Here is a 12,504-nt window from a genome sequence, read left to right as displayed (position 1 = left end):
ATGTCCGACCCTCCACACGGGGGGTGAAAGACCGGAACCAAATAAAACATTTGGCACTGACATTCATCGACACACTATTGAGTTCTCAAAGAACACACGCACACACATCCAGGCCAGTCTCAACCGGACCTTCTGTGAGGCAACTTTTCCATTCTAAGCAAGCGATCCTCCGAAGTCAAGCCTATCGGATGATCCACACTGCATTGAGCTGCCAGGCGCTCCTCGTCCTACCTCGTTTCCCAGTCCATCCGCTCGGCGTCTCCGCCTTGCTTCTCGGCTCCGGGTCGGTGTCCGTGTCGCTCTGACTTGGATAAAGTTACGCGGCGGAAAACGCTTCGTCAAATCGCCTGAACGCGCTGGCGTTTCCGCAGGTCAAAGGCGTGCGATCGTAGTGATGACGGGCTTGAATCACACGCATGTGATTCAAGCCACCGCGATCTTCATGCACCGGCCCGCAGAACCCCGGCGAGGTTCTTCTTGCCGCGCCGCAGGACGAGCCACCGTCCGTGCAGGTAGTCGGCCTCGGACGGGGTCCATTCGAGATCGGAGATCTTCACGTTGTTCACCGAGGCGCCACCTTCGTTCACCGCGCGGCGGGCGGCGCCCCGGCTTTCGGACAGACCGGTCGCGACGAGCAGATCCACGATGGTGCTCGGCTCGCCGGCCTTGGTCTGCGCGACCTCACCGTCGACCGCCGCTTCGCGCAGGGCCGCGCCGAGGGTCGGCTCGTCGAGTTCGCGGAGTTCCCCGCGACCGAACAACGCCTGGCTGGCCAGCTGCACCGCCCGGGTATCGGCCTCCCCGTGCACCAGGGTCGTCATCTCGGCGGCGAGCTTGCGCTGCGCTTCCCTGGCATGCGGGCGCTCGGCGGTCGCCCGCTCGAGTTCGTCGAGTTCCGCACGGGACAGGAAGGTGAACCAACGCAGGTACCGCACCACATCGGCGTCGGCAGTGTTCACGAAGTACTGGTACCAGGCGTAGGGGCTGGTCATCTCGGGATCGAGCCACAGGCTGCCGCCGCCGGTGGACTTGCCGAACTTCTTGCCGTCCGCGGAGGTCACCAGCGGAACGGTCAGGGCGTGCACGGACGCGCTGTCCACCCGGCGGTTGAGTTCGACACCCGCGATGATGTTGCCCCACTGATCGGAGCCACCCACCTGAAGCGTGCAGCCGTAGTTGCGGCGCAACTGCAAGTAGTCGTTGGCCTGCAGGAGCATGTAGCTGAACTCGGTGTAGGAGATGCCCTCGCCGTCCAAGCGCCGCTTGATGGTGTCGCGCGCCAGCATGACGTTCACCGAGAAGTGCTTGCCGATGTCGCGCAAGAAGTCGACGGCGGTCAGCGGCCCGGTCCAGTCCATATTGTCGACGATCACCGCTCCGGTGGGCGAGTCGTCCAGGTCGACGAAGCGCTCCAGTTGGGAGCGAATCCGCCCAGCCCAGTCCGCGACGGTGTCGGTGGAATTCATCGTCCGCTCGCCGACATCGCGCGGGTCACCGATCAGGCCGGTGGCGCCACCGGCCAGCACGACGGGGCGGTGTCCGGCGCGCTGGAAACGCTTCAGGGCGAGCAACGGCACCAAGTGGCCGGCGTGCAGGCTGGCGGCGGTGGGATCGAAGCCCGCGTACAGGGTCAGCGGCCCGGCGGCCGCCGCCGCACGCAAGGCGTCCAGGTCGGTGGACTGCGCGATCAGTCCGCGCCAGGTCAGTTCGTCGATGATGTCGCCGCTCACGCTGTCCTATCTTTCCGCACGAGGTCCGGACTCCTGTGTGCACCTCAGTCTCGTGGCGCGATGCGACTCGGTCCAATGATTTCGGTGCGCTCGGTGTCGAGGGTCAAGCCGACTTCGCGGCGGGCAGAGGAGCCCGCGGGCTGCGCCGGTAGACCGATACCGCCCGCGAACTCGGAAGCCAGAATCGCCACGGCACGTCCGCCGCGCTACTGACGCCGACCCGCGGACCACTGGCGATCTCGGCGGGCTCGACCGGGCTGTGCAGCTCGAGCCGGATCGGCGAGGCCGGATCGAACAGCGGGGTTCCGTAGTCGCTCAGAGTGATTCCCAGCGCGCTGCCGAGATTGCCCGGGCCACGGGCCGAGTCGAGATCGGATCGAGCGCCGGGGCGGCGCTCGCGCACCGTCTCCAGTCCCTCGATCACCTCGCCGGAACGGATCAGGGCGGCGCTGGCGACCCCATCCGGTCCGCTTGTCACGTTGATGCAGGTGTGCATGCCGTAGCTGAGGTAGACGTACAGCACACCAGCAGGACCGAACATCACGTCGTTGCGCTTGGTCCGGCCGCGACCGGAATGTGAAGCCGGGTCCGGCCATGGTCCGGCCGGGTCTCCCCCGTAGGCCTCGACTTCGACGATCCGGATACCGACCGAGCCAGACCACAAGGTCGCACCGAGCAGACGCCGGGCGGCAGCGGGGGGTTCGACGGCGAGTTCCTCGACAGACTGGGCACACACAGCCGCCATTGTCCTCGACGGCTACTACACGGGTTCGGCCAGCCGCTCGGCGGTCCGCCCCGTTCTCCGGTCATGCGTGGGTGGCGGGATGAGCAACGCCGACGCGCGACGCGCTCTTCTCGCACTCACGCGCTCTGGTTGGTCGGCTGGAGCCTGGAACGACCGTCGTCACCCCAGGGTGTCGGTGCCCATCGAGAGACCCTTCAGCTTGTACGGGTTGACCTGGAACCGGAGGTTCTGGATCCGTCCGTCCGCGATGTCGTAGGTGAACACCGCCACCGGGTTCCCGTCGATGAGTGCGAGCGCGCCGAGTTCACCGTTGATATGAGCGGGTTCGAGCACGAATCCGGCGACGATCGGCTTGGCCAGCACGCCGAGTATCCAGCGCGCCACGTGATCGGGTCCGTACAACGGGCGGCGTGCCGCGGTGACGACGCCACCGCCGTCCGACCACGAGGTGACATCCGGTGCGAGCAGGCCCATCAGCGCGTTGAGGTCGCCGCCCGAACACGCGGCCATGAACCGGGCTGTGACGTGGTCGCGCTCCGCCTCGTCGGTGTCGAAACGCGGTCGGCGGGATTGCACGTGCTGCTTGGCGCGGTGGGCGATCTGCCGGATCGCGGGCTCGGGCCGATCCAGGGTCTCGGCGATCTCGGCGTGCGTGTAGCCGAAGACTTCGCGCAGCAGGAAGACCGCGCGTTCGACGGGTCCGAGTGTTTCCAGGACCACCAGCATCGCCGTGGAGACGGTGTCGGCCAATTCGGTCTCCTCGGCGATGTTCGGTGAGGTGAGCAACGGCTCGGGCAGCCAGGGCCCGATGTAGTTCTCGCGGGTGGCCCTGGCTGAGGTGAGCCGGTTGAGCGACAGGTTGGTGACCGTGCGTACGAGGTAGGACTTGGGCTGGCGCACCGTATACCGGTCGGTGTCGTTCCACTTCAGCCAGGCGTCCTGGACGACGTCCTCCGCGTCGGTGACGGTGCCCAGCATGCGGTACGCGGTGGCGAACAGCAGTCGCCGGTGCTCGAAGAACGGGTCCTGCTCGGATGTCGGGTCGGCCATGGCTAGATTCTCCTGGTGGCGCGGCCGCCTTTGGACAGCGTGACCGACACCGCCATCCGCTTGCTCAGCGTGAAGACCGGCACCGGGCTGCTGCTGACGGTCTCCTTGTAGCGGACGGCGGCGCGGCCGGTCAGGTAGCCGCGGCGCGGACGGTCGTCGGCCGTGGTGAACTGGATGACCGCGTCCTTGCGGCCGAGACTGACCGGCTGATGGAAGTAGCCGAAGCGGAACGGACGCACCCGCTTGCCGCGTAGCTGCCGCGCGATGACGTCGGCGGTGTAGGCGGCGGTCGGCATGCCACTCTGGCAGGTGCCGTGGATCCGGCCCCACGCCTGGCGGACCGCGGCCGCGTCGCCGATGGCGTGGATCGCCGGATGGGACACCGATTTCAGGGTCGGGTCGACCACGATCAGCCCGCGCGCGTCGGTCTCGATCCCGGCCTGCGCGGCCAGTGCGGAGACGCGGACACCGGCCGTCCACAGCGTCAGGTCGGTGTGCACGAGTTCGCCGCCGGCCAGTTCGACCGCGTCGGGCAGCACCTTCACCACGGCCCGGCCCGTCGCCCGGGTGACACCGAGCCGATCGAGTGCCCGATGCAGGTAGGCGCGGGCCTTGGTGCCCATCATGGCGCCGGGCTCACCGGTGCTGATCAGGGTGACGCGCGCACCGGGATGGCTCTCGGCGATCTCGGCCGCCGCCTCGATGCCGGTCAAACCGCCGCCGCAGACCGCGACCGTGCCGCCGCGCGCCGCCACCTCGGCGAGGCGTTCGGCGAATAGGTGTCCGGTGGCGGGGTTGTCGAGGGTCCACGCATGGTCGGCGGCGCCGGGCACGATGCTCGTGTCGGCGGTGCTGCCCAGGGCATAGATCAGTTCGTCATAGGGAAGGCGAGCCGAACCGTCCACGGTGACCTCTCGGGCCACCGGATCGATGGCCGTGGCCCAGCCCTGGACGAAGGCGACGCCGGTGCCTTCCAGCAGCGCGGGGATCCGGTGGTCCGCCAACTGTTGGCCCGCGGCCACCTGATGCATGCGCAGGCGTTCGGTGAATCGCGCCGAGGGGTTGACCAGCGTGATCCGGACGTCCAGCGCACGGGTGCGCCGGGCCAGCCGAACGGCGGCAAGCATGCCGGTGTAGCCGCCGCCGAGGATGACGATCCGATGTGCGGTGTTCATGACAGTGCTCCAAATGATCGGGTCACCGAGACAGAGTTGGCGGTGGTGACGATCATGAGACAGCCGACCGGCTTGTAACGTGACACCTCTCGATGTGTTCCGAGTCACAGAAGGCGAACGCGTTCGGCCGAGCCTATCCGCGCGCACCCTGATGGTCGCGGCACCGGCATCAGGGGAGGATCGGGGAGTAAATCGGGACGCTTCCGGATATGTTGTGGCACTGCGTGTTTCTACCGTCGGTCCATGTCTTCGAATTCCCGGCCGCGGAGGCGGTTGCTCCTCGTTCTCGTCTGCATCGCGACATTGCCGGTCCTCGTCATCGCTGGCGTCGCCCGGGTGTACGCCGGGGCGGCCGTAACCACCGTCGGCAAGACGGAATTCCGGAACGAACTGGCCATCCCTCCGCTGGCGCCGTCGCAGGTCGGCGCCGACGGCACGCGCACGTTCGAACTCGACATGCGCGCAGGGCAGCGGGAATTCCTTCCCGGCCGGGCCACAGATACCTGGGGGTTCAACGGCGACTATCTCGGTCCGACACTGCGGGCGCGACGCGGGGAGAAGGTGGCGGTGACCGTGCGCAACACCCTGCCGGAAGCCTCCACTGTGCACTGGCACGGCATGCACCTGCCCGCCGCAATGGATGGCGGCCCGCATCAGATGGTGGCGCCCGGCACCGCTTGGACACCGCAGTGGATGGTCGATCAACCCGCTGCGACGCTGTGGTATCACCCGCATCCGCACGGCGCGACCGAAACCCACGTGCGCCGCGGTTTGGCGGGCATGTTCCTCCTCGACGACGACGTGTCCACCACCCTGTCCCTCCCCTCCACCTACGGTGTGGACGATCTGCCGGTGATCGTGCAGGACCTCAAGTTCGACGGCGCGGCACTCGATTCCACCCACAGGATGTTCCGCGATGTCGGGTTCCTCGGCGATCGGACCATGGTCAACGGCACGCTCGCGCCGTACCGGAACGTCGGCGACGAACTCGTCCGGCTGCGCTTGCTCAACGCCTCCACCGCACGGATCTACACCTTCGAATTCTCCGATGGGCGACCGTTCGCGCTCGTCGCGACCGACGGCGGCTTGCTGGAACAGCCGCGCACACAGGATCGCCTGCGGCTGTCACCGGGTGAGCGCGCCGAGATCGTGGTGCGGATGCGACCGGGCGAGCGCACCGTACTGCGCGGCGGCGAACTCGATGCCGGGCTCGGTTTCTGGACGCAACGTTTCGCAGGCGGCGACGACACCTTCGACATCCTGGAACTGCGCGCGGCCGGCACATTGCGGCCGTCACCCGAGCTGCCCGCGGTCCTGGCTTCCCCCGCCACGCCGGACGGCGGCGACTCGGTGCGGGAACGGCATTTCGACCTGAACCTCGCCGGGATCAACGGCACCCCGATGGCTATGGACCGGATCGATTTCGCGGTGACGCGCGGGACGACGGAGACCTGGGTGGTGCGCAACGACGACGGCATGCCGCACAACTTCCACATTCACGATGTGCAATTCCGCGTGCTCGCGATGGACGACTCCCAGCCACCGGCGGCGCTGACCGGCCCGAAGGACACCGTCTTCCTACCGCCGAACAGCACGGTACGACTGGCCATGCGCTTCGACGGCCCGGCCGATCCGGACGCGCCCTACATGTACCACTGCCACCTGCTGTGGCACGAAGACCTCGGGATGATGGGTCAGTTCGTCGTCGTGAACCCGGGTCAGGCAGCGGGGACGCCGCAGGGACACCACGGCCACTGATCCTCGACCGACACTCTTGCCTGTTCAGCGCCGTCGCGCTAAATTCATCACATAGTGAATTCAACACTCGATGAATTGAGGCGACCGTGTCGCAAGCCACCCCATCTCCCGCCGTCGAGGTACGGAACCTGCGGGTCCGTCGCGGCGGCCGCGAAGTACTGCACGACGTCTCGCTGACCATCCCCCGCGGCTCGATCACCGGGCTGCTCGGTCCGTCGGGATGCGGCAAGACCACGCTGATGCGCAGCATCGTCGGCACTCAGATCATCGAATCGGGCGACGTCGCCGCGCTCGGCCGCCCGGCGGGCTCCGCGGCGCTGCGCCACCTGATCGGCTACGTCACCCAGGCGCCGAGCATCTACAACGACATCAGCGTCCGCGAGAACGTCGCGTACTTCGCCGCGCTCTACGGCCGCGACCGCGCCGACGTCGACGACGCGATCACGGCGGTCGGTCTGCTCGACCACGCCCAGCAGCGCGGCGACGAGCTCTCCGGCGGGCAGAAGACGCGCGCGTCCCTCGCCTGCGCGCTGGTCGCCCAGCCCCAGCTACTGGTTCTGGACGAACCGACGGTCGGCCTGGATCCCGTGCTGCGGGTCGAGCTGTGGAAGCAGTTCCACGAACTGGCCGCGAACGGCACGACACTGCTGGTGTCCAGCCACGTCATGGACGAGGCCGAGCACTGCGATCGGCTGCTGCTGATGCGGGAGGGACAGTTGCTCGCCGAGCTGAGCCCCGACGAACTGCGTACCCGGACCGGTGAGCAGAACCTGGAGACCGCCTTCCTCACCCTGATCACGATGGGACAGAACGCATGACCGCCACCCTGGAAGCCGCGCCCCGCCGGACGCCGACGCTGCGCCCCTACGCCGCGACCACCGGCCGCATCCTGCGTCAGCTGCGCAACGACCACCGGACCGTCGCCATGATCCTGGTGGTTCCCGCGCTGTTGATGGCGCTGCTGTATTTCATCTACAAGGACACCCCGACCAACCCGCTGAACCCCGTCTCGCTGTTCGACCGGGTCGGCATCAGCATGCTCGGCATCCTGCCGTTCATCGTGATGTTCCTGATCACCGCGATCGCTATGCAGCGCGAACGCACCTCGGGCACGCTGGAACGGCTACTGTCCACGCCGCTGTCGAAACTCGACCTGCTCGCCGGGTACGGCACCGCGTTCTCGCTCGCCGCCGCCGCCCAGGCGGCCGTCGCCTGCCTGGTCTCGTTCGGACTGCTCGGGCTCGGCGCGGCGGGCAGCCCCGGCTGGGTGGTGCTGATCGCGGTGGTCGACGCGGTATGCGGGGTGGCGCTGGGCCTGCTGGCAAGCGCGTTCGCGCGCACCGAATTCCAAGCCGTACAGTTCATGCCGGTCGTGGTCGCGCCGCAGATCTTCCTCTGCGGCCTGCTCGTTCCCCGCGGCCAGCTGCCCGATTGGCTGGAGGTGATCAGCAACGTGATGCCGTTGAGCTACGCGGTCGACGCGCTGCAACAGGTCTCGACGCATCCGGAGGTCACCGGGCAGATGTGGCGTGATCTGGCTGTCGTCGCCGGGTTCGCGATCGTCGCCCTGTGCCTGGGCGCGGCCACGCTACGACGGCGGACCACATGACGGCAGGCAACGGCTCCGGCGGCGCCGAGCGGCCCACCCGCACCGGTCGCCGACCGGGGCAATCGGGCGCCCGCGAGGCCATCCTCGCGGCCGCCCGCGCGCGTTTCGCCGACGCAGGCTTCGACAAGACCTCGGTGCGCGCGGTCGCCACCGACGCGGGAGTGGATCCGGCCCTCGTGCACCACTACTTCGGCACCAAGCAACAGCTCTTCGCCGCGGTGGTGGAATTTCCGGTGGATCCCGAGACGACACTGCGCATCATCGAGGCCGCGCCTTTGGACCGCTTGGGCGAGACCATCATTCGCGCGGTGGTCGGGGTGTGGGACTCGCCCGCGGGGCCGGGTGTGGTCGCCGTGGTGCGCAGCATCCTGGCCGGCAACGACGATCCGTCCCTGGCCAGAAGGTTCCTGTTGGAGGTCGTGCTGGAACGCGTCCGCCTGCGCATCGCCACCCCGGAGGACGACGGCAGGGTCCGGATCGGCTTGGTCGCGTCGCAGATGATCGGCGTGCTGGTGGCCCGCAAGCTCGTGGGGGTGGAGCCGCTGGCCTCCATGCCCGCGCCCGACCTCGTCACCGCGGTGGGCCCGACGCTGCAGCGTTATCTGACCGGTGACATCGGACAGGAAACGGCGTCTCGATGACCGTGATCACCGCAGGGGCTCCGGTCGCTCACTCCACGACTTCGACGACGTCACCCGGCCAGAGGTATTCGTAGAACGCCTTGGCTCCTTCGTGGGTCATCCGGACGCAGCCGTGCGACTTCTTCTCGATCGGGCCGACGTGAAAGGCGATGTCGCCGTTGAAGAAGGTCGCGTACGGCATCGGAGCGTTGTGCATGGTGCTCCAGTGGAATTCCTTCTTGAACGACACGTGGAAGACTCCGGGCGGCGTCTCGTATCCCGGCATCCCGTGCGAGATCAGCGTCGGGCCGTAGACCACCTTGCCCTCGTCCATCAGCCAGGCTTCGTCGGTGGACAGCCGCATGCACGCACGGGCCGCCGTGGAGCACGGCGCGACGGGCGGCGGGGGTGGAATCAGCGCGGGCATACCGGGGATGTCCGGGCCACCCGGCCAGAGCGGTTCGGCCTGCGCCGGCACGGCCATGGCGAACCCGGCCGCCGCGACTCCGCAGGCAATCGCGCATCGAGCCGTCCAGTTACGTAAACGCCCATAACTCATTACGTTCCCGACCTCTCTCCCATGCGCCACTCTCACCGCTCATCAGAACGGCCGCAGCGCCCCTTCGCTGGAGCGCGTAGACCGTCTCGAAGTGCAAATGATCATGGCGGACCCGGCTTCAAACGGTCAATGGTCGCAAAACGACCGTGACGCATCCGTTGCCAGGCAGCGGGCGAGTCGTGAGAAGAGAGTTCGGAGAGTCAGGCGTCGGGCTGTGTGGTGAACGCGTCGTGCTCGGCGTCGGTGACGTCCCTGGCCTCGTCGACGAGCAGGACCGGAATGCCGTTCTCGATCGGGTATGCCCGGCGCAGGCGCGAGTTGTAGAGCAGCGCGCTGCCGTCGGCGGCGCGGACCAGCCGTAGCGGGCCCTTGTCCTGCGGGCAGGCCAGCAGGCTCAGCAGTGTGGCGTCCAGGGTGGTGTGCTCAGGCATACCAGGAACCTACCTCCCGGCCGCGCCGGAGCGGGAACCGTCCGCGTCGAGTGCGGGCGTACGGCGGAACGAGATGTGGCGGTGCCCGAAGAAGCTGGCGCCCGCCACCAGTGCCATCACGGCGATCGCGGACGGAATGCTCGGCAGGTGCAGCAGCGACACCCCCAGCTGGAGCAGCACCATGTTCAGCACCAGTCCGCCGGAGTTCACCGCGACGAACGCGGCGAAGTCCCGCATCAGGCGCCCGCGCACACGGAACACCAGGGTGCGGTGCAGGACGAACGCCACGACCACACTGATGCTGTATGCCAGGGCGGGCGCGAGCGCGGCGGGCGTCCGATTGCCGAGCACCGCCAGCCACATCACCGTCAGCGCCATACCGAGACCCGTGTTCACCATGCCGACGATGGCGAACGCGATCTCCTGGCGACGCACCAAGCGCAGCAGCGGGCCGGGGTCGGCGGGGAGTTCCGCCGCGCGGGGAAGCCGGGCATCCGCCCCGGAGTACGGTGGCGTGCTCGTCGCCTCCGCGGCATCGCCGCCTCGCGCCTCCGATGCCGCCCCGGCTCCCTCCGCCGCGCTCATCGGACCGCGTCGGCCAAGTCGGTCTCCGGTGTCACGGCGGCGTCGGGTGCGGACGGCTCGTCGATCGGCCGGTCCAGCCGACGCCTGCCACGCAGGTACACCCACTCCAGCAGACCGATGCCGAGCAGTCCGAGCAGTGCCGCGGCGACGCCGATCCACCAGCCCGGCGGCCGCCAGGACAACATCAGCTCACCGGAGGCGCCAGGCGGCAGATCAACGGCGACAAAGGTTTTCCCTACCAGCGTGGTGGGTATCTCGCGGCCGTCCAGCGTCGCGCGGTAACCGGGCCACCCGAGCCGGGCGAATACGATCCGCCCGCCTTGCGGGGAACTCACCCGCACCCGGCTGGTCGTGTCCGATTCGGCGACCGATGTGGCCGTCACGCCCGTGGCGGCCGCCACCCGGCCGTCGCGGGTCGAGACCAAGCCGTCGGTGCGCTCCAGCACCGCGATGTACTTCTCGTGCCCCGGATATTCGACCCATTTCCAGCCGGGAGGCGCGGGCTGGTCGCGCGCGTCCGGGTACAAGGCGCGATGCAGCACCACCCGGTCGACCTTCATCAGGTCGACGATGGGCCGGCCGGTGGTCGGCTCGGTCGCGAACGCGCGCCGGTAGGCATCGGGGCAGACGCTGGTGTCCCAGCGCATGCACAACGTCTCGCCGAACCAGTAGTGCCCGTTGGGGGTGTACCCGCTGACGTAGGTCAGCTCGAGATCCTTGGCGTAGTTGCCGAAGACCAGCGATCCGTACGCGCCGGAGAGACTGCGTTCCGACGGCGGGATGAGCATACGGTCCGCCAGTTGGAGCGTGGTGCCGGGGAAATCCGGGAACGCAGCCTTCATCTCCGACCGGTTCTCCGGAAGATTCCAGCCCATCGGGGTCGGTTGCGCGCCCGACACCTGCAGATACGCGATCGGGGACACCGAGACGACGACCAGCGCGCACGCCGCGGCCACGCCACGGCTGCGCCCGAGCCACACCGCGACGGCGCCGAGCGCGGCCACACCGAGCGCCGCGACGACATGCCCGAACGCCTCGTGGGGGGCGGCCGAGAAGGAGCGCACCCACAACAGACCGATGAGCACCGCGGCCGCGATGCCACGCCGCCGCCAGTCCTGGACGGTGGCGAAGCGGCCGAGCAGCACGCACACCAGCACCAGCAGGCCGAGCGCGACCATCGGCAGCACCCGGGCGGGCCAGCGCAACGGGCCGATCGCGCCGGGACCGGCCGTCCACATCAGCGCCATCACCGCGAAGAGCGCGGGCGCGACGAACTCGCGCGCCGCGCCGAGCGCCCTGGGCCAATCGATGAAGGCCAGCGCCGGAACGAGGAACCACGCGACGTATACCACCGGCATCGGCTGCACATAGCCCCACCAGGAACTGAACGCGGGCAACGTGCTGGGCAAGCTGGCGTTCAGCGACTCAGACCACGGCACCGTGAGGAACTGGTCGTTGTTGATCTGCGCGGTGCCGCGCCAGGTCACCTTCGCCGACAGCATGCTCGGCAGGTAGCTCGCCGAACCGGCCACAGCGGCGCACGCGGCGACCGTGAGCAGGCGCAGCGACGGGCGCCACGCCTTCTGCTGGACGAGTTCGCCGATCGCGACGGCGCCCACCATCAGACCCGCCTCCACCGCGGGGAAGACGTACTGCACCGAGATGGCCAGATACAAGAAGACGAAGGTGGGGATCGGCCCGCTGCGGCCGCGTGCGTAGCGCACCCCGGAGGCCCATGCGTGCGCCATCCAGGCGGTGCCGGTGAACGCGGTCATCCAGCTGGCCTCGTCGAAGAACAGCAGCCATCCGCTGAACGGTATGGCGACGCCCGCCACCGCCGCCCAGGGCGCCTTCGCCCCGTAGGCCAGGCAGATCCGGTAGACGCCGAGCGCGAGGATGACCGCGAAGATCAGTTTGACCACGGTGGCGTACAGCGCGAGGTTGTCCACCGAAGGCGCGATCAGGTCGATCAGCAGTTGCGGCGGATTCAGCAATCCGGCTTCTTCGATGGTGTAGTTGCCCGCCATCCAGTGTTCGGGCACGAGGGCCGGGAACCGTCCTTCGCGAAGGTATCGCCCCAGCATCACCCACAGCGGCGCGTACTGCGATTCGGTGTCGTCGGTATAGAAGTGCCGAACGTTGGCCAGTAGCACCGCCCCGTATCCCGCGATCACCCCGAGCGCCGTGATGACGCCCCAGGTGCGGACTTCTCGCGAAGAAAAGGTGCTACGTTCGGCCACGA

The 12,504-nt window shown here is 68.3% G+C and carries 12 protein-coding genes; 4 read left to right on the top strand and 8 right to left on the bottom strand.

Features of this window, described 5'->3' with window-relative positions; translation table 11 throughout:
* Positions 1 to 440: 440 nt before the first annotated feature.
* From tyrS to ACFU5M_RS26050, 4 genes are all read right to left on the bottom strand, one after another.
* Positions 441 to 1,730, bottom strand: a complete 1,290-nt coding sequence (tyrS, locus tag ACFU5M_RS26065) for a tyrosine--tRNA ligase (RefSeq protein WP_379053390.1) — start codon at positions 1,728 to 1,730, stop codon at positions 441 to 443.
* Between the two features lie 103 nt (positions 1,731 to 1,833).
* Positions 1,834 to 2,475, bottom strand: coding sequence for a DNA-3-methyladenine glycosylase (locus ACFU5M_RS26060; protein WP_379053388.1), 642 nt, complete (start codon positions 2,473 to 2,475; stop codon positions 1,834 to 1,836).
* Positions 2,476 to 2,634: 159 nt separating this feature from the next.
* Positions 2,635 to 3,525 (bottom strand): RNA polymerase sigma-70 factor, encoded by an 891-nt coding sequence (locus ACFU5M_RS26055; RefSeq protein WP_379053386.1) that lies wholly within the window; start codon positions 3,523 to 3,525, stop codon positions 2,635 to 2,637.
* 2 nt (positions 3,526 to 3,527) lie between these two features.
* The gene (locus ACFU5M_RS26050) at positions 3,528 to 4,700 is read right to left on the bottom strand and encodes an NAD(P)/FAD-dependent oxidoreductase (RefSeq protein ID WP_379053385.1); all 1,173 of its coding nucleotides are present in this window, start codon (positions 4,698 to 4,700) and stop codon (positions 3,528 to 3,530) included.
* A gap of 243 nt (positions 4,701 to 4,943) precedes the next feature.
* Here ACFU5M_RS26050 and ACFU5M_RS26045 point away from each other — a divergent pair, with 243 nt between their 5' ends.
* From ACFU5M_RS26045 to ACFU5M_RS26030, 4 genes are all read left to right on the top strand, one after another.
* A complete protein-coding gene (locus ACFU5M_RS26045; protein WP_379053383.1) occupies positions 4,944 to 6,458 on the top strand; it encodes a multicopper oxidase family protein in 1,515 nt (504 codons plus the stop codon).
* Between the two features lie 86 nt (positions 6,459 to 6,544).
* A complete protein-coding gene (locus ACFU5M_RS26040) occupies positions 6,545 to 7,276 on the top strand; it encodes an ABC transporter ATP-binding protein (RefSeq protein WP_379053382.1) in 732 nt (243 codons plus the stop codon).
* Entirely contained in the window at positions 7,273 to 8,067 is a 795-nt protein-coding gene (locus ACFU5M_RS26035) for an ABC transporter permease (protein ID WP_379053381.1), read from the top strand. Before ACFU5M_RS26040 ends, ACFU5M_RS26035 begins: the two co-directional genes overlap by 4 nt.
* Entirely contained in the window at positions 8,064 to 8,708 is a 645-nt protein-coding gene (locus tag ACFU5M_RS26030) for a TetR family transcriptional regulator (RefSeq protein ID WP_379053379.1), read from the top strand. The genes ACFU5M_RS26035 and ACFU5M_RS26030 overlap by 4 nt, the downstream gene beginning before the upstream one ends.
* A gap of 28 nt (positions 8,709 to 8,736) precedes the next feature.
* Here ACFU5M_RS26030 and ACFU5M_RS26025 read toward each other — a convergent pair whose 3' ends face one another.
* The 4 genes from ACFU5M_RS26025 to ACFU5M_RS26010 all read right to left on the bottom strand — a co-directional run bounded on the left by ACFU5M_RS26025 (position 8,737) and on the right by ACFU5M_RS26010 (position 12,502).
* Positions 8,737 to 9,171: a L,D-transpeptidase gene (locus ACFU5M_RS26025; RefSeq protein WP_379053377.1), complete on the bottom strand. Its 435-nt coding sequence runs from the start codon at positions 9,169 to 9,171 to the stop codon at positions 8,737 to 8,739.
* Between the two features lie 275 nt (positions 9,172 to 9,446).
* A complete protein-coding gene (locus tag ACFU5M_RS26020; protein ID WP_379053375.1) occupies positions 9,447 to 9,677 on the bottom strand; it encodes a Trm112 family protein in 231 nt (76 codons plus the stop codon).
* A 9-nt stretch (positions 9,678 to 9,686) separates the two neighbouring features.
* Entirely contained in the window at positions 9,687 to 10,262 is a 576-nt protein-coding gene (locus ACFU5M_RS26015; RefSeq protein ID WP_379053374.1) for a GtrA family protein, read from the bottom strand.
* Positions 10,259 to 12,502 (bottom strand): hypothetical protein, encoded by a 2,244-nt coding sequence (locus tag ACFU5M_RS26010; RefSeq protein WP_379053372.1) that lies wholly within the window; start codon positions 12,500 to 12,502, stop codon positions 10,259 to 10,261. The genes ACFU5M_RS26015 and ACFU5M_RS26010 overlap by 4 nt, the downstream gene beginning before the upstream one ends.
* Positions 12,503 to 12,504: the final 2 nt, after the last annotated feature.

Origin of the sequence: Nocardia sp. NPDC057455 (genome assembly GCF_042802775.1) — a bacterium.
In the GTDB taxonomy this organism is placed as follows: domain Bacteria; phylum Actinomycetota; class Actinomycetes; order Mycobacteriales; family Mycobacteriaceae; genus Nocardia.
This window is presented reverse-complemented; position numbering and strand designations above follow the sequence as displayed.